Source organism: Xanthomonas sp. NCPPB 2250, assembly GCF_056725265.1.
The window spans coordinates 4243418-4262870 of record NZ_CM161520.1 but is presented as its reverse complement, the minus strand read 5'-3'; the positions used below and the strand labels follow the sequence as shown (position 1 = coordinate 4262870).

General features: G+C 70.8%; 17 protein-coding genes. 9 read left to right on the top strand and 8 right to left on the bottom strand.

Annotated elements, in window-relative coordinates; all coding sequences use genetic code 11:
* The first annotated feature begins 49 nt into the window (after positions 1–49).
* The gene (locus AC1PMG_RS17320; RefSeq protein ID WP_481109661.1) at positions 50–721 is read left to right on the top strand and encodes a DUF7716 domain-containing protein; all 672 of its coding nucleotides are present in this window, start codon (positions 50–52) and stop codon (positions 719–721) included.
* A gap of 83 nt (positions 722–804) precedes the next feature.
* Here the strand turns inward: AC1PMG_RS17320 and AC1PMG_RS17315 are convergent, their stop codons facing one another.
* The 4 genes from AC1PMG_RS17315 to AC1PMG_RS17300 form a co-directional block, all read right to left on the bottom strand.
* Complete coding sequence (locus AC1PMG_RS17315) at positions 805–1602, bottom strand: N-formylglutamate amidohydrolase (RefSeq protein ID WP_481109660.1); 798 nt, start codon at positions 1600–1602, stop codon at positions 805–807.
* Positions 1595–2146 carry an NUDIX hydrolase gene (locus AC1PMG_RS17310; RefSeq protein ID WP_017909232.1) on the bottom strand — a complete coding sequence of 184 codons (552 nt, stop codon included), beginning with the start codon at positions 2144–2146 and terminating at the stop codon, positions 1595–1597. Before AC1PMG_RS17310 ends, AC1PMG_RS17315 begins: the two co-directional genes overlap by 8 nt.
* Positions 2147–2384: 238 nt before the next feature.
* Positions 2385–3308 carry a 5'-3' exonuclease gene (locus AC1PMG_RS17305; RefSeq protein WP_017909233.1) on the bottom strand — a complete coding sequence of 308 codons (924 nt, stop codon included), beginning with the start codon at positions 3306–3308 and terminating at the stop codon, positions 2385–2387.
* Positions 3305–3880, bottom strand: a complete 576-nt coding sequence (locus AC1PMG_RS17300) for a nitroreductase family protein (RefSeq protein WP_342073847.1) — start codon at positions 3878–3880, stop codon at positions 3305–3307. The genes AC1PMG_RS17305 and AC1PMG_RS17300 overlap by 4 nt, the downstream gene beginning before the upstream one ends.
* A 155-nt stretch (positions 3881–4035) precedes the next feature.
* On the opposite strand from AC1PMG_RS17300, the gene AC1PMG_RS17295 reads away from it, so the two are divergent.
* The 3 genes from AC1PMG_RS17295 (at position 4036) to AC1PMG_RS17285 (ending at position 10429) form a co-directional block, all read left to right on the top strand.
* The gene (locus tag AC1PMG_RS17295) at positions 4036–6267 is read left to right on the top strand and encodes a DUF1631 family protein (protein WP_481109659.1); all 2232 of its coding nucleotides are present in this window, start codon (positions 4036–4038) and stop codon (positions 6265–6267) included.
* A 223-nt stretch (positions 6268–6490) separates the two neighbouring features.
* Positions 6491–8806, top strand: coding sequence for a DUF1631 domain-containing protein (locus AC1PMG_RS17290; RefSeq protein ID WP_481109658.1), 2316 nt, complete (start codon positions 6491–6493; stop codon positions 8804–8806).
* A gap of 543 nt (positions 8807–9349) precedes the next feature.
* On the top strand, positions 9350–10429 hold the full coding sequence (locus tag AC1PMG_RS17285) for an NAD(P) transhydrogenase subunit alpha (protein ID WP_150410384.1): 1080 nt from the start codon (positions 9350–9352) through the stop codon (positions 10427–10429).
* Between the two features lie 293 nt (positions 10430–10722).
* On the opposite strand, the gene AC1PMG_RS17280 is transcribed toward AC1PMG_RS17285, so the two are convergent.
* From AC1PMG_RS17280 to AC1PMG_RS17270, 3 genes are read right to left on the bottom strand one after another with little or no spacing between them, the layout of a single operon-like run.
* On the bottom strand, positions 10723–11223 hold the full coding sequence (locus tag AC1PMG_RS17280; RefSeq protein WP_481109657.1) for a DUF3106 domain-containing protein: 501 nt from the start codon (positions 11221–11223) through the stop codon (positions 10723–10725).
* Between the two features lie 5 nt (positions 11224–11228).
* On the bottom strand, positions 11229–11636 hold the full coding sequence (locus AC1PMG_RS17275; RefSeq protein WP_481109656.1) for a hypothetical protein: 408 nt from the start codon (positions 11634–11636) through the stop codon (positions 11229–11231).
* Positions 11633–12208: an RNA polymerase sigma factor gene (locus tag AC1PMG_RS17270; RefSeq protein ID WP_017909518.1), complete on the bottom strand. Its 576-nt coding sequence runs from the start codon at positions 12206–12208 to the stop codon at positions 11633–11635. The genes AC1PMG_RS17275 and AC1PMG_RS17270 overlap by 4 nt, the downstream gene beginning before the upstream one ends.
* Positions 12209–12372: 164 nt before the next feature.
* Between AC1PMG_RS17270 and AC1PMG_RS17265 the strand changes: the two genes are divergently transcribed.
* Together AC1PMG_RS17265 and AC1PMG_RS17260 are read left to right on the top strand one after the other, a co-directional pair.
* On the top strand, positions 12373–12684 hold the full coding sequence (locus AC1PMG_RS17265; RefSeq protein ID WP_017909519.1) for an NAD(P) transhydrogenase subunit alpha part 2: 312 nt from the start codon (positions 12373–12375) through the stop codon (positions 12682–12684).
* A gap of 131 nt (positions 12685–12815) precedes the next feature.
* Positions 12816–14258 carry an NAD(P)(+) transhydrogenase (Re/Si-specific) subunit beta gene (locus AC1PMG_RS17260; RefSeq protein WP_481109655.1) on the top strand — a complete coding sequence of 481 codons (1443 nt, stop codon included), beginning with the start codon at positions 12816–12818 and terminating at the stop codon, positions 14256–14258.
* A gap of 209 nt (positions 14259–14467) precedes the next feature.
* On the opposite strand, the gene AC1PMG_RS17255 is transcribed toward AC1PMG_RS17260, so the two are convergent.
* A complete protein-coding gene (locus AC1PMG_RS17255; RefSeq protein WP_481109654.1) occupies positions 14468–14887 on the bottom strand; it encodes a hypothetical protein in 420 nt (139 codons plus the stop codon).
* Between the two features lie 105 nt (positions 14888–14992).
* On the opposite strand from AC1PMG_RS17255, the gene sufT reads away from it, so the two are divergent.
* From sufT to AC1PMG_RS17240, 3 genes are all read left to right on the top strand, one after another.
* Positions 14993–15544 carry a putative Fe-S cluster assembly protein SufT gene (sufT, locus tag AC1PMG_RS17250; RefSeq protein WP_017909071.1) on the top strand — a complete coding sequence of 184 codons (552 nt, stop codon included), beginning with the start codon at positions 14993–14995 and terminating at the stop codon, positions 15542–15544.
* 109 nt (positions 15545–15653) lie between these two features.
* Positions 15654–16754: a branched-chain amino acid aminotransferase gene (locus tag AC1PMG_RS17245; protein ID WP_481109653.1), complete on the top strand. Its 1101-nt coding sequence runs from the start codon at positions 15654–15656 to the stop codon at positions 16752–16754.
* 590 nt (positions 16755–17344) lie between these two features.
* The gene (locus tag AC1PMG_RS17240; protein WP_481111698.1) at positions 17345–19117 is read left to right on the top strand and encodes a S8 family peptidase; all 1773 of its coding nucleotides are present in this window, start codon (positions 17345–17347) and stop codon (positions 19115–19117) included.
* The last annotated feature ends 336 nt before the right edge of the window (positions 19118–19453 follow it).

Below are 19453 nucleotides of genomic sequence, written 5' to 3'. Positions count from 1 at the left end.
GCATGCCTGGCGTAGACTGCACCGCCGTGTGCTGCCTGCCCGACGACACATGACGCCGCTGTTGACCCTGCGCGAGACGCTGGACGCCTTTGCCGCCTGCAACGACGAGGGCCATGTGCATGAGGCGTTCGGCTGGGTGCATGCCACAGGCGAGGATCCGCTGCAGGCGCGCTTCTGTTTACCGCCCGACGAAGCTGCCGCGTTCGACGACGCTGGCGCAGTGCCCGCGGCGGCGCGCGCGCTTGGCCTGGCGCCCTACCTGGAACCGGCGACGTTCGCCGACGTGCTGGACGTGCAGAAGCGGCAGTGCCCACTGTCGACGCTGCAGGACTACGCGCAGGCGCTCGCCCACTATGCCGAGCACGACGCGTTCCTGCAGGTCGAGGGCGTGGACGAAGCCCTGGGCGAGGCGGACGAGGACGCCTGGGACGCGGCCCACGCGGTTGGTGTTGGCCCCGGCATCTTCGCCTCGTTCGATCTGCTGCTTGCGACCTGCCTGCCCGAACGGGTGAAGCCGGTGGCACAGCAGGTCGCGCGCCTGCTGGACTGGCCGGTGGGCAAGGCGTTGGCCGCCTGTCGCGCTGGGCCGCTGAGCTTGGGCGAGGGATTGGACCGTCGCCGTGCCGCGGCGATCGCGGCCGAGTTCGCCGCGCTTGGCGCTCCGCTGCAAGTACGAGGCTATAAGGCGTTTCCGTGGATGCCGGTGCCGACGCTGGCATAGGGCGACGGGCCGCATGCGCATGGCGTGCACCCTCTCCGCCGCGCGAGGCATGACCGATCGGCCGGGCCTGCGTCCGCCTCGGCCTATTCCAACGCCAGCAACCGCGGCTGCAGCGCGGTGAAGATCCGTGCCAGCCGCTGCGCCCAGACCTGTTGGCCGGCGGCATCGGCGATCAGGTCCTGGCGAATCTCCAGTTCCACATGTAGCAGGCCGCGGCCTTCGCCGTGCACGGGCACCGCGTAGTCGCTGCTGTCGCTGACCGCGTACGGCGCGTTGTCGCCGACCAGCAGGTCGTCTTCCGCGCGCAGCGCCTGCAGCAGCGCGTGGGCGAAGCGGGTGTCGCGGTGGTAGAGCACGCCGGCATGCCAGGGCCGTGGCACGCCGTCCATCACCGGGGTGAAGCTGTGCATCATCACCAGCACCGTGGGCCGGGCGGCGGCGCGGCGCGCATCCAGTTCGGCGGCGATACGCGCGTGGTAGGGCGCATGCACGGCGTCGATGCGCTGTTGCCGCTGCGCCGCCGTCAATGCGGCGTTGACCGGCACCACGGTTCTGTCGCTGACGGACGGGATCAGCGTCGGCGAGGTGAGCGGGCGGTTGCAGTCGATCAGCAGCCGCGAATAGGTCTGTTCGATCGCCCAGGTGTCGAGCAGCGCGGACAGCGCGCGGGTGGTGCCGGCGATCCCGATGTCCCAGCCGATGTGCCGATCCAGTTCCGCCTGCGCCAGGCCGAGGCCGTGCAGCGCGCGCGGTACCGCCTGGCCGGCGTGGTCCGCCAGCAGTACGAACGGGGAGGTGCCGTGTGGGCGATGGACGCTGAACACCGCCGGGTCGTCCGTGCCCAGCAGCGGCGGCAATGCGTGGCTGAGACCCTCAGCCACGCGGCGTGCCGTCGAGTTCGTGTTCGATCATCCACAGCCCCGCCCACAGCTTCGCATCCAGTGCGTAGCCTTCGCCCATCTTCTGCACCAGCCACGCGGCGGCGCGCGTGCGCGGCACCGAATGCACGGTGATGTCCTCGCTGGCGTCGCCGCCGCCGTTGCCGACCTTGCGCAGGCCGCTGGCACGGACGAAGGCGATCTTCTCGTTGCTGGCGCCGGCCGAGGTCGGGCCGATCAGTAGCACCTCGGCGTGCTCGGCGGTCCAGCCGGTTTCCTCTTCCAGTTCGCGCACCGCCGACACTTCGATCGATTCGCCGGCATCGATGTCGCCGACCAGTCCGGCCGGCATCTCGATGGTGCGCGCCTGCAGCGGCACGCGGAACTGTTCGACGAACAGCACCTCGTCGTCCGGCGTGACCGCCACGATGATCGCGGCCAGGCCGCCGGCATGCACGCGTTCGGAATACTCCCAGGTGCCGCGCACGACCATGCGCTGGTATTTGCCTTCGTAGACGACGCGGGGCGGGGAATCGTGGCGGGGCATGGGCATCTCGCAGGTAGCGGAGGAAGAAGGCGCGGTCGCGCGCGGCGCGGTCCGGCGATGCGGTGCAGTGTAGAGCGTGCGTTGTGTTTTTGATGCGCGCCAGGTCGTGCCCGGTGTCGCTGGCGCCGCGCGAGTCGCTCGGCACCGGTCGCGACGGCACGGTGCAACCGACACGGCGCGCGCGAGGGCGTGCCTGCTTCGGGCAGCGGTATCGCCTGCCCGTGGCGAAGGCCAGCGCTCAGCCGGCCACAAACTCCAGGCCGGCCGCCTGCAGCAGCCGGCGTCGGGTCAGCGGCCCGAAGCGCAGCGCCTCGCACAGGCCGTGCAGCATGTCGGCATCGGCCGCGCCGCGGGCGAACCCCGGTGCGGCCGTGTGCAGCGGCGCGTCCAGGGCGATGGTGGTCAGCTGCCGCCACAGCAGCGCGTGCTCGCGCTGCTCGCGCAGGCGCACGGCCATCTGCGCGGCGCCGCGCAGGCGCAGGAACGCCACTTCGTCGACCCGCGCCAGCAGCGTGTCCAGGTCGCCGAAATGCGCCAGCAGGATCGCCGCCGACTTGGCGCCGATGCCGGTGACGCCGGGAATGTTGTCGATCGCATCGCCGGTCAGCGCCAGGTAGTCGGCGATCTGGTGCGCATGCACGCCGTGGCGCGCCTTGACCCCGGCCGCGCCCCAGCGCTGGCCGCGGCCGTAGTCCCACTGTTCGTCGAACTCCAGCAGCAACTGCGACAGATCCTTGTCGGCGGAAACGATCACACCGTGGAAACCGTCGCCGCGCGCACGGTGCAGGGCGCTGCCGATCAGGTCGTCGGCCTCGTAGTCGTGGTGCGCCAGCACGCCCAGGCCCAGCGCCGCGCACAGCGCCTTGCAGTGCGCGAACTGGCGGCGCAGCGCGTCCGGCGCCGGCGCGCGGTTGGCCTTGTAGGCGGCGTACAGGCGATGCCGGAAGCAGCTGTCCAGCGCTTCGTCGAAGGCGATCACGATGTGCTGCGGGCGTTCGCGCTCGAGCAGGTCGAGCAGGAAGCGGGCGAAGCCGTGCACCGCGTTGGTCGGCCAGCCCTGCGCGTCCTGGAACTCGTCGGGAATCGAGTGCCAGGCGCGGAACACGTACAGGCTGGCGTCGACCAGGTACAGCGGCCGCGACAGGGGCAGCCCTGCGTTCACGGCGTCCAGTCGCTGAGCAGGGCGCGCGGATCCGGCCGCTCGCGCTCCGGTGCATCGAGGCGGGCGGTGCCGATGTGGATGAAGCCGGCGACGTGCTCGTGCTCGGCCAGGCCCAGCCGCGCGGACACCGTTTCGTCGTACGCCATCCAGCCGGTCAGCCATTGCGCGCCGAAGCCGTAGGCCTGCGCGGCCTGCAGCAGCGCGAAGCACACCGAACCGGCCGTCATCCACTGTTCGATTTCCGGCACCTTGTGTCCGCGCTGCAGGCAGGCGATCACCGCGATCACCACCGGCGCATGCGCGAAGCGTTCGCGATCCTTCTCCACCGCTGCCGGGGCCGCGCCGGGATCGCGCTGCTGGGTGCGCGCGGCGAGGATGTCGCCCAGGGCCTGGCGCGCCGGGCCGGCGATGCGCAGGAAGCGGAACGGCACCAGCTTTCCGTGATCGGGGACACGGACCGCCGACTGCAGCATGGCCAGCAGCGTCTCCGCGTCCGGTCCCGGCTCGCCCAGTTGCTTGGATGGCACTGAACGGCGCGCATCCAGCGCTTGCAGCGAATGAATTGTGCGCATAGTCTCGATTCCGTGGGGCGGGCGCGGAATTATAGTCGGGCGCTCGCAGGCGGCAGCGGATGCCGCAGTTACACGGACAATCACGTTGTGTTGCTGATCTGCCGCTAGCTTCCGAATTGACGTCGGTCTCACTGCTGCCTGCGTATCACACTGCCATGACCCTTGCTGAATACGCTGAAGAGTTGTCGCCCAGCCGCAACGCGGATCTGCTCGATCAGGTCCGGGATGTGGTGTCGGTTCCGCTCGCCGGTGCCTTCGGCGAAGTGCTGGATGTGCTCGCCGAAGCGCTGTTCCGCATGGCCGAGCGCGCCGGGCCGACCCAGAACGACTATTTCGAGGCGATTCAGCTGCTTCGCCAGCAGCGCGAGCCGATCGCCGCGCGCTTCCGCGCGCACCTGGCCCAGGCCTGGCAGGCGCTGGAAGCCGGCCGTCCGCTGTCGGTGGAGCGCAGCCTGGCGCGCGAGCGTGGCGACCTCAGCCTGGTCTCGGAACAGGAACTGGACGTGCGCCTGGCGGTGCGCAACCTGGCCGGCGCGATCCAGCACCGCTGGCGACCGGAGCTGATGCGGCTGAACCGGTTCCTCGGCTTCATCGCCGGCGGCCAGCGCATCGATGCCGACAACAACCCGTTCGGCCCCGAGCACGTGGGCGCGGCGGTGTACGCGGCGCTGCACGGGCTGGTGCTGGCGCCGCAGGTGCAACTGGCGATCGTCAAGATCTGCGAGCAGGAACTGCAGGAGCGGGTGGGCGAACTGTATGCGCAACTGGAGCAGCGCCTGAACGAGGTCGCGCGCGCCCGCGCGCTGCCGAGCGGGCGCCCGCGCCGTCGTGCGATCCCGCGCCTGGGCGCGAGCGAGGACGAGGCGGCGCCGGACTGGATCAGCCGCTTCTTCGAGAACTGGGACACCGCCGCGCCGCTCTCGGCGGCGCAGCGCCGCGCCGCGCGCGCCCTGGACGCGCATGCGCGCAACGAGCAGGAGGTGCTGCCGCCGGCGCTGCGCGCGCTGCTGCACGAGGCGCAGCCGGAGCCGGGCCCGGGCGACGGCCGGCGCTGCCTGTCGCCGCGCGAGCTGCTGTCGGTGCTGTCGTTGCTGCAGACCATGCCGTTGGCCGGATTCGCCGTCGTCGGCGAACACGGCGGCCCGCTGGCCCTGGGCCTGCGCCGGCAGATCGCCGGTATCGGCGCCTCGCTCGGCCTGGACCCGGCCAGCACCTGCCTGGATCCCGCCGATGCCGACACCCTCGATCTGGTCGGCCTGCTGTTCGACGTGATGCTGGAGGAATGCGTGCTGCAACCCGCGCAGCGCGAGCTGCTGGGGCAGATGCTGGTGCCGATGGCCAAGGTGGCCCTGATCGACGGGCGCCTGTTCGTGCGCGACGGGCATCCGGCGCGCCGCCTGCTGAACCTGCTGGCCGACGCCTGCGACGGCAATGCCGGCAGCACCGGCCCGGAGCAGGCGCTGCTGGCGCAGGCGCAGGCGGCGGTGGAGCGGGTGGTGCGCGATTTCGACGAGCACCTGGCGGTGTTCCTGGCGCTGGAGGCCGAGTTCGGCAGCGCCTATGAGCAGTATCGGCGCCGGGTGGAGATCGCCGAGCGCCGCGCGGCCGAACTGCAACGGGCGGAGGAGCGCCGCGAGGTCGCCCGGCAGCGCGCCGCGCAGGCGCTGCACGATCTACTGCAACAGGCCGGCGACGACCTGACCGTGCCGCTTCCCATCGAGGCCTTCCTGCGTCAGTCCTGGTGCCAGTACGTGCAGCAGTCGGCCTTGCGCGACGACGGTCAGGGCAGCGCGCTCGCCGCGGCGCTGGCGCTGGGCGACGCGGTGCTGGCGCAGTGCCGCCAGGCCCAGAACGGTGCGGTACCGGCGGAGGGGTGGCTGCAGCCGCAGCATGCCGAGCTGACCCGGCTGTGGACCAGCATCGGCCTGGACGCGGCGGCGGCCGAAGCCGCCTGGCAGGCCCTGCACACCGCGCTGGACGACCTGGCGCACGCGCGGCCGCTGCAGGCCGCGCTGCCCGCGACGGGCGTGGACGTGCCCGAGCCGCCCGCCGCCGAGACCGTGCCGGCACTGCCGGAACCGGCCCAGGCCACCGATTTCGACCACATCACCGCCGATTACTTCCGCACCCTGCCGCTGGGCACCTGGCTGGACTTCGTCGACCGCGAAGGCCGTGTGCAGCCCGGCAAACTGACCTGGGTGAGCCCGATCTCGGCGCGCCTGCTGTTCGTCAACCGCCGCGGCGGGCGGCTGTGCGTCGCCTCGGCCGAGGCGCTGGCAGTGATGGCGCGGCTGGACCGGCTGCGCCTGCATCGCGACGACGATGCCTTCTACAGCGCCATGCAGGGCGTGGTCGACCGCCTGGAACGGGTGGCGGTGGCGGCCTGAACCTCGACGGGCGTGCCGTATTCATGCCGCATTGCCGCCGTCGTGACGCCTTCCATGCCTACGATCCTGCACGAGGTCACGTTCTGGAGCCGGAAATGCGCAGCGCATCACGGTCGCTGTTCAGACACCTTGCCTACCATGCAGGAGCGGAAACAGGGGCCGCGTCCGATCGTCTTCCACCTTCCTTCTATCTGGCGCCGTCCATGGCGCGGAGCCGTCGCGCATGAGTTTCAGCCCCAGCCCGCACGCACACCCGGCGCGTGACCCGCGCCTGTTGACGCAGGCGCGCGAGGGCATGCTGCCAGTGTTGGGCCAGGCCTTCGCCGCGGCGCTGGCGCATTTCGACGACGTGCTGTTCGACCGCGCCGAGAGTGCCGGCGCGTCGCAGTTGCTGTTCCTCGACGGCATGCGCGAGCTGCGCCGTCGTCGCGACGAGATCGCCGCGCGCTTCCGCGCCCAGCTGCATACCGCCTGGGAGGCGCTGGAGGCCGGCGCGCCGCTCTCGGCCGAAGTCGCCCTGGCCGGCTATGGGCAGGGCTTGAGCCTGATCTCCGAACACGAGCTGGAATCGCGGCTGGCGGTACGCAACCTCGCCAGCGTGCTGCTGCGCGAATGGAAGCCGGTGCTGACCCGCATCGACCGGCGCCTGGGCTGGATCGCCGGCGGCCTGGAGCTGGACGCGGACACCAACCCGATCGGCCCCGAGCACATCGGCGTGGCCGTGCATGCCGCGTTTTCCACCAGCGACCTGGCGCCTGAAGTGCGGCTGGTGCTGATCAAGCTGTGCGAACGCGACTTCACCGCCGGGGTCGGCAAGCTCTACCAGGACCTGGACGACAGCCTCGCCCAGGCCGGGATCATGCCGGAGATCTCGCGGCCGCGACCGCCGCCGCCGCCGCGGCGCCCACCGCCGCCGGAGCAGCGCCCGCCGCGCGAGGCCGGCGCCGCCGCCGATGGCGTCGGTGCCGAGCTGGGCGAGGACGAAGAACACTACGCGCCGGCCTGGGCCAACCGCTTCGTGAACCGCTGGGCCGAGCGCCGCGGCAGCCTGCAGGCCGGCGAGCGCTACGACGACGGCGAGGCGCGCCTGCCCGGCGGTAGCCAGGGCGTGTTGCTGGAGGCGCTGCACGAACTGTTGCAGCAGACCCGCAACGCGCGCGAGAGCGCCACCTCCGCGGCGACCGCGGCGGTCGGCCAGCAACGCCCGCTGAGCCAGCGCGAGATGATGTCGGTGCTGTCGCTGCTGCAGGCCACGCCCAGCGCGACGCTGCGCGCGGCGATCGGCGACGACAGCGAATCGCTGGCGCAGCGGCTCAAGAGCGAGGTGCTGTCCAACGCCACCCAGTTCGGCGTGGACCCGGCGCATGCGCGGCTGGATCCGGTCGACGAGGACGCGATCGACCTGGTCGGCATGCTGTTCGACGTGATGCTTGACGAGCGCGACCTGGAGGGCCGCTCGCGCGAACTGATCGGCCGGTTGGTGGTGCCGTTCGTCAAGGTCGCATTGCTGGACCGGCGCATGTTCGTGCAGAAGACCCATCCGGCGCGGCGCCTGCTCAACTCGCTGGCGGAGGCCTGCGAGGGCAACACCGGCGAGAGCCAGGCCGAGCGCGTGCTGATGGGCAAGGTCGAGGAGATCATCGACCGGCTGGTGGCCGAGTTCAACGAGAACCTGGCGATCTTCCTGACCCTGGAGGAGGAATTCCGCGATTTCCTGGTGCAGCACCGCCGCCGCATCGAGATCGCCGAGCGCCGCGCCGCCGAGACCCAGCGCGGCCAGGAGAAGCTGGAACTGGCGCGGCAGCGCGCCGAGGCCGAACTGCAGGTGCGCCTGCAGGGCCGGCAATTGCCGCAGGCGCTGCAGGATTTCCTGCGCCAGCCGTGGCAGCACCACCTGACCATGGCGATGCTGCGCGAAGGCGAGGGCGGGCCCGGCGTGCGCGATGCGCTGGCGTTGGCCGACGGCCTGCTCGAGGAAGCCGCCGAGGCGCAACGGCACATCGTCGGCAAGCCCTGGCTGCAGGCCTGGCAGGGCGCGCTGCAGCGGGTCTTCGCCAGCGTCGGCCTGCATGCCGAGGCGGCCACGGCCGCGATCGACGCGCTGCACGACACGCTGCAGGCGGTGGCCGAGCTGCGCCCGGAACTGGAGCGGCCGCTGCCGGAACTGCCGCAGGTGGCGCTGCCGCAGCCGCCGGTGCAGGAGGCGCAACCGGTGGACGTGGCGCCGCCGCAGACCATGGACGATTTCGACAACGCCGATGCCGACCGCTTCCGCACGATGCAGATCGGCACCTGGCTGGATTTCGTCGACCGCGACGGCAAGATGCAGGCCGGCAAGCTGTCGTGGGTGAGCCCGATCTCGTCGCGGCTGCTGTTCGTCAACCGCCGAGGCGTGCGCTTCTGCGTGGCCTCGCCGGAAGAACTGGCGGTGATGGTGCGGCTGGGCCGGCTGCGCGCGCACGTCGACGACGGCGCCTTCGACAGCGCCATGCAGGGCGTCATCGACCGTCTCGATCCGCATAGCGCGACCTTGCACTGAGAGCACCGCGGCGGCGCCGGCGATTGCTGCCGTGGCGTTGCGCGTGTCACGTGTTGCTCGGCTGCGCGTACTGGCGGCGTCAGCGCATCACCAGCGATGCGTTCTGGCGGCCGTTGGTCGCTATGCCATCGCGACCGTAGGAGCGGCTTCAGCCGCAAGGGGCGTTACTCGGAGCCCCCGTCCCGGCTGACGCCGTTTCCGGTCTGTGGGCCTTGGCTGGATCAGGAGGTTTCCTCCGCCGCGGCGCGGTTTCCTCGGACTGCCGGTCGCGGCTGAAGCCGCTCCTATGCATGACCCGCGTTGGCAAGCGCTTTCCGGCGATGCAGGTGTTCCTCGCAAGCCATGTCCTTCCCGACCTGGCCATGTCCCTGGCCGCCTCGGCGAAGAACCCGCCTTCGCCGACGCGGCGCGCGGCGTGCGCCCTTGGGTCGTGGGCGCCGACGCGCCCGGTCGCCGGTGCCCACTTGGCGTGCGCGACGCCTCCACCTGGCGTGCGGACGCTGTAGGATCGGCGCGGACGACAGGCAAGGCACGGGGAATCGCATGGCAGTGCAGGTGCTGGTGGTGAAGGAATCGGCGCAGGGCGAACGCCGCGTGGCGGCGACGCCGGAGACGGTCAAGAAACTGGTCGCCCTGGGCGCGCAGGTGCGGGTCGAGCCGCAGGCCGGCGTGTCGGCCGGCTTCGTCGATGCGGCCTACCTGGCCGCCGGCGCCAGCCTGGCCGATGCCGACAGCCCGGCGCAGGCGGATCTGGTGCTGTGCGTGCAGCCGCTGCCGGCGGTGGCGCTGCAGCAGCTCAAGGAGGGCGCCGGCGTTGTCGGCATCCTGCAGCCGCAGGCCGATCCGGCGCGCGCGGCGGCGCTGCAGGCGCGGCAACTGGTCGCCTTCCCGCTGGAACGGCTGCCGCGCACCACCCGCGCGCAGGCGATGGACGTGCTCAGCTCGCAGGCCGGCATGGCCGGCTACAAGGCGACCCTGATCGCCGCGCAGCTGGCGCCGCGTTTCTTCCCGATGCTGACCACCGCGGCCGGCACCATCCGCCCCTCCAAGGTGCTGATCGTCGGCGCCGGCGTGGCCGGCCTGCAGGCCATCGCCACCGCCAAGCGCCTGGGTGCGCAGGTGGAGGGCTTCGACGTGCGCCCGGAAACCCGCGAGCAGATCGAATCGCTGGGCGGCAAGTTCCTCGATCTCGGGGTCAGCGCCGCCGGCGAGGGCGGCTACGCGCGGCAACTCACCGACGACGAACGCGCGGAGCAGCAGCGTCGCCTGGCCGAGCACCTGAAGGGCATCGACGTGGTGGTGTGCACCGCCGCGGTGCCGGGACGGCCGGCACCGAAGATCCTCAGCGCGGCGATGGTCGCCGGGATGAAGCCGGGCAGCGTGGTGGTGGACCTGGCCGCCGAGACCGGCGGCAACTGCGAACTGACCCGCCCGGGCGAGACCATCGAACACGCCGGCGTGACCATCGCCGGGCCGCTGGATCTGGCCAGCATGGGCGCGGTGCATGCCAGCGAAATGTACGCGCGCAACGTCTACAACTTCGTCGCTCTGTTCCTGAAGGACGGCGCGATCGCCTACGACTGGAACGACGAACTGTTGGCGAAGACGCGCTGGACGGCGTGAGTGCGGCCGCGATGGTTGGGCGCCGGCTCGGGCGGCGCTGATCTGCTGGCAAGGTGAGCCCGCGTAAGAGCGGCTTCAGCCGCGACGGGCGCTACCCAAAACGCCGCGTCGCGACCGGAGGGCGACTTCCGTAGGAGCGGCTTCAGCCGCGATAGCCTTCCCGGTAAACCCGGTCGCGGCTGAAGCCGCGCCTACGAGGTGATTTCCGCGGCGCTGGACTCCATGCGCAGCACCCGACGATGCGAGGGCGCGCGCGCCATGCGCATCAGGCTTGAACCGGCGCCGCGTTTCGCCTACCTGGCAGCATCCGGCGGCGGCAGGTTGTCCGGGCCGGCATTGGCACGGATCCAGGCGGCGCGTTGCGCCGGCGTCATTGCTTCCCAGCGGTCGCGCAGCGCCTTGCGCTGGTCCGGCGGCAGCGTACGCATGCGCTCGAACAGCACCCGCGCCTCCTCGCGCTGCTGCGGGGTCATGTCCTCGTAGCGACGGGCGCCCTTGCGTGCGCGGTCGCGTTGCTCGGGGGTCATCGACTGCCAGCGCTGCGCGTGCTCGAACATGCGTCGGCGTTGCTGCGGGGCATCGTTCCAGCGCTGGCGCAGGGGCGCGATCAGCAGCTCGCGCTGCTGTGGGCTCAGGTGTTCCCAGTCGGGCAGCGGCGGGCCGGAGTCGTCGTCGCGGTCGGCCGCGCTCGGCGGTGGCGGCGGCCCGGGCGGGGGCGGGGCGGCGAAGGCCGCCGGGACGGCAGTGCCGGCCAGCAGCGCCAGCGCCAGGGAGAGACGGATCAGGCGAGTCATCGGGTTCATTCCATTGCCAGCGAGGTATCGGAGCCCAGCCACAGGTACAGGTCGGGATTTTCGTCGAGCATCGCGGTCGCGGCCTGGTCGCTGTCGGTGGCCGCGCCGGCGCGCGCCGAGGCGGTCGTGGCCACGGTCGTGGCAGTGGCGGTGGCGACGCTGGCGGTGGTGGTCGGCATCGATGGTGCGGGGCGCAGCAGCAGGTGCACGCCCAGCGCCGCGCCGAGCAGCGCCGGGACCGCCGCCAGCAGCCAGCCCCAGCGCCGGCTTGGCGCCGCGTGCGCATGGCTGGCCTGCTGGCGTGCGGCGCGCAGCCGCGCCAGGGTCGGCGCGGGCAGGGCCTGCAAGCCGGCCTGGTGGACGGCGCGCATCTGCGTGTCGAAATCCGCCGGGCGGGTGGGATCGGATGTCATCGGACGTCCTCCAGATGTTTCTGCAGCGCCTCGCGGGCGCGCGACAGATGGGTTTTTACCGAGCCTTCCGAGCAGCCCATCGCGCGTGCGGTGGTGGCCACGTCCAGCTCTTCCAGTACGCGCAGGGTGAAGGCCTCGCGCTGCCGGGCCGGCAATGCGCGCAGCGCCGTCACCAGCCGCGCATGGGTCTGCCGACGCTCGTGCTGCTCGGACGGATTGGGGCCGTCGTCGGCCCAGTCCGGCGGGCTGTCCGCGTCACGCTCGCTGGTCGGCGCCCAGAAGCGCAGGCGGAAGGTGCGGCGGCGCTGCAGGTCGATGATGCGCCGGCGCAGGATGCTCCAGAACAGCGGCGTCCATTCCTGCGCCGGGCGCTCGCGATAGGCCAGCAGCTTGATCATCGCGTCCTGCACCGCGTCCAGCGCGTCCTCGCGCTGACGCAGTCCGGCTTCGGCGAAGCGGAACGCGCGCGGCCCGATCTCGGCCAGGAACGCGTCCAGCGACGCCGGCAGCGGGCGCTGTTCGGTGTCGGCATCGGTCGATGGCGGTGCGAGGGCGGGCGTGCTCACCAGCACAGCTTAGCTTCCGGCAGGGGGATGCCGTGGTTAACGCGCGGTGGCGGGCGTGGTTGACCGGCCGGGCCTCGCGCCCGCCGCGCAACCGCATGACGGCATCGCACAGCGGTTCAGCACGCGGTTATGATGCGGCGGACGGGCGCGGCGCCCGGGAGAACAGTGCGATGAGCGACGGGTTCGTGGCCTTGTACATCTTCATGCTAGCGGCCATCGCCGGGCATGTGATCATCTCGCGGGTGCCGGTGATCCTGCACACCCCGCTGATGTCCGGTTCCAACTTCATCCACGGCATCGTCCTGATCGGCGCGATGGTGGTGCTGGGGCATGCCGACACCACCCTGGAGAAAGCCATCGGCTTCGTCGCGGTGCTGCTCGGCGCCGGCAATGCCGCCGGCGGCTATGTGGTGACCGAGCGCATGCTGGACATGTTCAAGTCCAGCAAGCCGGACGCTTCCAAGACCAAGGCGAAGGATTGAATGCGCGGCCTCGGCGCACCGCCGCGGCGCTGGCCGTGGCCGTCCTGCTCGCACTGCTCGGCCTCGCGCCGGGCGTCCTCTCGTAGTTGCTGCCGCTCGGGCAGATGTCCTTTTTCGGAGCACGCGTGCTGATGGAACTGTTGCCGATCCTGATCAAGAGCAGCTATCTGGTCGCCGCCACCCTGTTCCTGCTCGGCCTGCAGCGCATGGCCTCGCCCAGGACCGCGCGCAGCGGCATCCGCTGGGCCGGCTTCGGCATGCTGCTGGCGACTGCCGCCACCTTCCTGCTGCCGGGCCTGCACAACCTGCCGCTGATCGTGCTGGCGATCGTGCTCGGTACTGCCGCGGCGTGGATCTCCGCCAAGAAGGTGGCGATCACCGACATGCCGCAGATGGTCGCGCTGTACAACGGCATGGGCGGCGGCTCGGCGGCGGCGATCGGTGCGGTGGAGCTGCTGCGCTTCTCGTTCCTGATGCGCCGCGATACCACGCACTGGAGCGAGGCCGCGATCGCCGCGCTGGCCGCGCGCCAGCCGGATGCGACCACGCTGGCGCTGGCGGTGATCGGCTCGGCGATCGGTGCGGTGTCGCTGTCCGGTTCGATCGTCGCCTGGGCCAAGCTCGACGGGCGCCTGGACAAGCGCGTCACGTTCCCCGCGCAGCAGGCGTTCAACCTGCTGGTGTGCGTGGCGATGCTGGGCGTGGGCGCGTGGGCCGCGATCAGCCTGAGTCCGCTGGCGATCGTGCTGTTCTTCGTGCTGGCGCTGGCCCTGGGCGTGCTGATGACGCTGCCGATCGGCGGCGCCGACATGCCGGTGGTGATCTCGCTGTACAACGCCTTCACCGGCCTGGCGGTGGCCTTCGAGGGCTACGTGCTCGGCAACGAGGCGCTGATCATCGCCGGCATGATGGTCGGCGCGGCCGGCATCCTGCTGACCCGGCTGATGGCCAAGGCGATGAACCGGCCGATCCGCGGCGTGCTGTTCTCCAACTTCGGCGGCGGCGGCCAGGCGCAGGCGATCGCTGGCAGCCAGAAGCCGATCGAGGCCGGCGACGTGGCGGCGATGATGGCCTACGCCGAACGGGTGGTGATCGTGCCCGGTTACGGCATGGCGGTGGCGCAGGCGCAGCACAAGATCTGGGAGCTGGCGCAGCGGCTGATCGAGCGCGGGGTCAAGGTCAAGTTCGCGATCCATCCGGTGGCCGGGCGCATGCCCGGGCACATGAACGTGCTGCTGGCCGAGGCCGGCGTGCCCTACGACCTGATCGCCGACATGGACGACATCAACCCCGAGTTCGCCAGCACCGACGTGTCGCTGGTGATCGGTGCCAACGACGTGGTCAACCCGGTCGCCAAGACCGACCCGGCCAGCCCGATCTACGGCATGCCGATCCTGGACGTGGTCAATTCCAGGAACGTCATCGTCATCAAGCGCGGCAAGGGCACCGGCTTCGCCGGCATCGAGAACGCGCTGTTCTATGCCGACAACACCCGCATGCTGTACGGCGATGGTGCCGAGGCGGCCGGCGCGCTGGTCAGCGAGCTGAAGGCGCTGGATGGCGGCGGGCATTGAGCCGTTGCGGGCGGAATGGCAGGGCAGGGGTGACGTCGCGAAAGCAGGCGTCGTAGGAGCGGCTTCAGCCGCGACCAGACGTTACCGGTAACGCCCATCGCGGCTGAAGCCGCTCCTACAAAAAGCGATGCGCTTCAGCGCGAGGGCGGATGATCGGGATGCCCTCAGGCCGCGCCACGCCAGCGGCGTCCGCCGCGCTCGCGCCGTGATCAGCGCGCGCTGAAATACGCCGTGGCCACGCCGATGCACAGCCACAGCAGGTCGCCGGGGCTGTTGGCCAGCAGGGTCAGGGTCCAGGCGTAGTAGGCGCCCATCTTCAGCGACGAATCCCACACGTTCAGGCCCAGCCCCGCACCCATCTGCGCAGCGGCGATGCCCCAGTTGGCGGCGACGATCACCAGCACCGTGGCGCTCATCGCCACGGCGATGCGCAGAGGGCCGCGTGGCAGGTTGCCCAGGCGCAGCATCCAGGCGATCTCCAGCGCCACCACCACGGCCATCCAGCCGGCCTGGCGACCCAGCGACAGCGCCACCAGCAACCAGGCGATCAACGCGGTGAAACAGCCCATGGCGAGCAACAGAGGCCACAGCCAGTGCGAGGGCCTGGCCGGCGTGGAGGAAGGCGGCATTCGATGTTCCCGGAGAAGGCGTACAGGATACTTCCGGCGCGCGCCCCGCGCACTCGGATAAACTGCACGACTTGCACCGGCGGGGCCTGTCCCCATATCGCCCCCATGTACTCACGCAGCAGCGAACCTGTCCAATTCGAACGCGATTGCGCCGCGGTGATGGTGCCGCAGGGCGACGCGGTGACCCTGCCCGCCGGCAGCTACGGCTACATCACCCAGGCCCTGGGCGGTAGCTACACGGTGTTCGTGGAGGGCAATCTGTTCCGCATCGCCGGCAAGGACGGCGACGCCATCGGCAAGGAGCCGCCGCCGGGGCTGGAACTGCCCGAGGACGCCGGCGACGAGCAGGTCGAAGCCCTGATCTGGCAGCAGTTGCGCACCTGCTTCGATCCCGAGATCCCATTCAACATCGTCGATCTGGGCCTGATCTACGACGTGACCATGCACGCGCGCGAGGATGGCCAGCGCACCGTCGAGGTCAAGATGACCCTGACCGCGCCCGGCTGCGGCATGGGCGAGATCCTGGTCGACGACGTGCGCAGCAAGCTGGAAATGATCCCGACCATCGCCGAGGCCGACGTCGAGCTGGTGTTCGATCCGCCGTGGGGCCGGCATATGATGTCCGAGGCCGCGCGCCTGGAAACCGGCATGCTCTGACCCGCGCGCGACGCCCCGTGCGTCGTGCCGGAGCCCGGATCGGGCGTCGCCGCTGCGGCCGCCACGCCCGGCGGCCCTGGCCATCCCTCGACTACCACAGGAATTCCCGGTGTCCGCTACCGAGCCGTCCACGCAGTTCCGCCTGACCCCGTCCACCGCCGCGCGCAGCGCCGAGGCGCGCGCGCAGATCCTCGCCGCGCCGGGCTTCGGCAACTATTTCACCGACCACATGGTCGCCATCGAATGGAGCCGCGAGCAGGGCTGGCACGACGCCGAAGTGCGCGCCTACGGCCCGCTGGCGCTGGACCCGGCCGCCTCGGTGCTGCATTACGGCCAGGAGATCTTCGAAGGCATCAAGGCCTACCGCCATGCCGATGGCTCGATCTGGACCTTCCGCCCTGAGGCCAACGGCAAGCGCCTGCAGCGCTCGGCGCAGCGCCTGGCGCTGCCGGAGCTGCCGGTGGACCTGTTCGTGGAGTCGCTGCGGCAGCTGATCGCGGTAGATGCCGCGTGGGTGCCGTCGGCGCCGGAGACCAGCCTGTATTTCCGTCCGTTCATGATCGCCAACGAGGCGTTCCTGGGAGTGCGCGCCGCGCAGAAGGCCGGCTACTACGTCATCGCCAGTCCGGCCGGTGCCTATTTCGCCAAGGGCGTGGCGCCGGTGGCGATCTGGCTGTCCACCGACTACGCGCGCGCCGCCAAGGGCGGCACCGGCGCGGCCAAGTGCGGCGGCAACTACGCCGCCTCGCTGCTGCCGCAGCAGCAGGCGCAGGCGCAGGGCTGCTCGCAGGTGCTGTTCCTCGACCCGGTCGAGGGCAAGTACATCGAGGAACTGGGCGGCATGAACGTGTTCCTGGTGATGCGCGACGGCAGCCTGGTCACCCCGGCGCTGTCGGGCAGCATCCTGGAAGGCATCACCCGCGACAGCATCCTGCAACTGGCCCGCGACCGCGGCATGCAGGTGGTGGAGCGGCAGGTCAGCATCGACGAGTGGCGCGACGGCTTGGCCTCGGGCGAGATCGCCGAGGTGTTCGCCTGCGGCACCGCCGCGGTGGTGACCCCGATCGGCCAGCTCAAGGGCAAGGACTTCGCGGTCGGCGACCTGAGCGCGCCCGCCGGCCCGGTGACGCTGTCGCTGCGCCAGGAACTCACCGACATCCAGTACGGCCGCGTGGCCGACCGCCACGGCTGGCTGGTGCGGCTGGGCTGAGCCGAACGCCCAACGCTGGGGCGGCTGTCGGCCGCCCTGGCGAATGGACCTCATGCCCGGTGGGCATGGTCCGACATGGTGGCGTCGGCCATTGCAGGCGAGGTCCGCACCTGTGAGCCGGGGGCGTGCGAGGTGTCGCCGCCCCGCCTCCGCACCGCGCCTTCCCCGTCTCTCCGGGAGTCCGCCCCCCGGACATTCCGTGTCTGTTCCGATGTGGCGCCGCCCTGCAGGCGACCTCTGTCGTCTGTATCCACTGTCTCCTTTTCTTGTCCCGTGTGTCGCGCGGGAGCCAAAAATCTGCCCCTGATTTGCCAAGTCTGGCGTCTTTCCATGCTGCATTGCAGCAAAAATGAGGTGTAGTTCTCTTTGTGACATCGACGGTGATTGCATTTCGTCGTTTTGTACAACGGATTTCCGTCACACCCTGCTCCATACGCGCTTGTACTGAGCTAGCGTCGATGAATGGTCGGTAACACGCCATCCGACCGGGCTCGCAATGCACGCCAGGTTCAGGTTTCGACCGGACCGGTGCGGCGCGGAACACCGCCATCAGGCGGCTACTCAACCGAAAGGAAGTCCGAATGTCCGAAATGTCGCATCGTGGGTCGCGCCAGCGTCCGTGGCTGGTCGTGCTTGGCGCCTCCGCTCTCACCTCGCTGCTGTTGGCCACCCCAGCCTTCGCCGGTGACGTGAACCTCTCCGGCCTGTCTTCCGAACCGACCGTGCAGCGCTTCATCGTCAAGACCCGCGATGCCGCGCCGGTCAGCATCTCCAGCGCGTCCGCCGCCGCTGCGGCGCCTTCGGCGGCGCTGCGCGCGACGCTGCAGTCGGCCGCCGCCGTGCTGCCGGCCAAGAACGGCCGCGCGCTCGGCCTGACCAGCCTGCGCCGCTTGGCGGTGGGTCCGGAAGTGGTCAAGGCCAGCCGTCCGCTGGACCGCGCCGAGGCCGAGACGCTGATGCGGCAGATCGCCTCCGACCCGAACGTCGAGTACGTCGAGGTCGACCAGCGCATGACCATCGCGCTGACGCCGAACGATCCGCGCCTGGGCGACCAGTGGGCCTTCGGCACCACCAATGCCGGCATCAACGTGCGCTCGGCCTGGGACAAGGCCAGCGGCGACGGCGTGGTCGTGGCGGTGATCGACACCGGCATCACCAGCCACCCGGACCTCAACGCCAACGTCCTGCAGGGCTACGACTTCATCAGCGACGCGGATTCGGCGCGCGACGGCAACGGCCGCGACAGCAACCCGGCCGACGAAGGCGACTGGGCCGCTGCCGGCGAGTGCTACTCCGGTTCGCCCGCCTCCAATTCCAGCTGGCACGGCACCCATGTGGCCGGCACCATCGCCGCGGTCACCAACAACGGCACCGGCGTGGCCGGCACCGCGTTCAAGGCCAAGATCCTGCCGGTGCGCGTGCTCGGCAAGTGCGGCGGCTACACCTCCGACATCGCCGATGCGATCACCTGGGCCTCCGGCGGCACCGTCAGCGGCGTGCCGACCAATACCACCCCGGCCGAAGTGATCAACATGTCGCTGGGCGGCAGCGGCACCTGCTCGAGCACCTACCAGAACGCCATCAACGGCGCGGTCAGCCGCGGCACCACGGTGGTGGTGGCGGCGGGCAACAGCTCGACCAACGTGTCCAGCTCGGTGCCGGCCAACTGCAACAACGTGATCGCGGTGGCGGCGACCACCTCGTCGCGGGCCAAGGCCAGTTACTCGAACTACGGCGCGGGCATCGACATCTCCGCGCCGGGCTCGAACATCCTGTCCACGCTCAACGACGGTACCACCACCCCGGGCAACCCGAGCTACGCCTCGTACAACGGCACCTCGATGGCGACCCCGCACGTGGCCGGCGTGGTCGCGCTGATGCAGTCGGTGGCGCCGACCGCGCTGACCCCGGCGCAGGTGGAAAGCACCATCAAGAACACCGCCGCCAGCTTCTCCTGCTCGCAGGGCTGCGGCGCCGGCCTGCTCGACGCCAACGCGGCGGTCACCGCAGCGTTGAACGGCGGCAGCAGCGGTGGTGGCGGTGGTGGCGGCAGCAGCAACGAACTGCAGGACGGCGTGGCGGTCACCAACCTCAGCGCCAACAGCGGCTCCTCGCTGAACTACACGGTCAAGGTGCCGTCCGGCGCCAGCAGCCTGGTGGTCACCACCTCCGGCGGCAGCGGCGATGCCGACCTGTACGTGCGCTTCGGCAGCGCGCCGACCGATTCGGCCTACGACTGCCGTCCGTACAAGAACGGCAACAACGAGAGCTGCACCTTCAACTCCCCGCAGGCCGGCACCTACTACGTGCGGGTGAAGGCGTACAGCACGTTCTCCGGTGTCAGCCTGAAGGCCGACTACTGAGGCACTCCGTCGCGGCGGCCGCGCCATGCCCGCCGCGCACCTCCCGGTGCCGGATCGCAGCGGTCGGCCAGGACGCCGCCGCCGCCACTCTCGGTCGCCCCGCGCTTCGGCGCGGGGCTTTTTTGTTGGTGCCGCGTCCGTTTCCGGCTGCCCTGGCCCGGTCGTCTTGATGCACTCCGCAGCAGGGCTCGTCGCCGATCACAGATCTGCACATTGCGCCGCTCGCGCCCTCTCCCCGACCCGCGCCTTGCCGCTATCCGCAGTGCAGGGCCGTCCTGCGGCTGTCGCGTACGCGGTGGCCGCGGCCTGCGCCGCCACGTTCGACCCTGCGCGGTG

Coding starts and splice junctions, on each gene's coding strand:
- AC1PMG_RS17320 (WP_481109661.1), top strand. CDS start 50: ATGACGCCGCTGTTGACCCTGCGCGAGACGCTGGACGCCTTTGCCGCC.
- AC1PMG_RS17310 (WP_017909232.1), bottom strand. CDS start 2,146: ATGCCCCGCCACGATTCCCCGCCCCGCGTCGTCTACGAAGGCAAATAC.
- AC1PMG_RS17300 (WP_342073847.1), bottom strand. CDS start 3,880: ATGCGCACAATTCATTCGCTGCAAGCGCTGGATGCGCGCCGTTCAGTG.
- AC1PMG_RS17295 (WP_481109659.1), top strand. CDS start 4,036: ATGACCCTTGCTGAATACGCTGAAGAGTTGTCGCCCAGCCGCAACGCG.
- AC1PMG_RS17290 (WP_481109658.1), top strand. CDS start 6,491: ATGAGTTTCAGCCCCAGCCCGCACGCACACCCGGCGCGTGACCCGCGC.
- AC1PMG_RS17285 (WP_150410384.1), top strand. CDS start 9,350: ATGGCAGTGCAGGTGCTGGTGGTGAAGGAATCGGCGCAGGGCGAACGC.
- AC1PMG_RS17280 (WP_481109657.1), bottom strand. CDS start 11,223: ATGACTCGCCTGATCCGTCTCTCCCTGGCGCTGGCGCTGCTGGCCGGC.
- AC1PMG_RS17275 (WP_481109656.1), bottom strand. CDS start 11,636: ATGACATCCGATCCCACCCGCCCGGCGGATTTCGACACGCAGATGCGC.
- AC1PMG_RS17265 (WP_017909519.1), top strand. CDS start 12,373: ATGAGCGACGGGTTCGTGGCCTTGTACATCTTCATGCTAGCGGCCATC.
- AC1PMG_RS17260 (WP_481109655.1), top strand. CDS start 12,816: ATGGAACTGTTGCCGATCCTGATCAAGAGCAGCTATCTGGTCGCCGCC.
- AC1PMG_RS17255 (WP_481109654.1), bottom strand. CDS start 14,887: ATGCCGCCTTCCTCCACGCCGGCCAGGCCCTCGCACTGGCTGTGGCCT.
- sufT (WP_017909071.1), top strand. CDS start 14,993: ATGTACTCACGCAGCAGCGAACCTGTCCAATTCGAACGCGATTGCGCC.
- AC1PMG_RS17240 (WP_481111698.1), top strand. CDS start 17,345: ATGTCGCATCGTGGGTCGCGCCAGCGTCCGTGGCTGGTCGTGCTTGGC.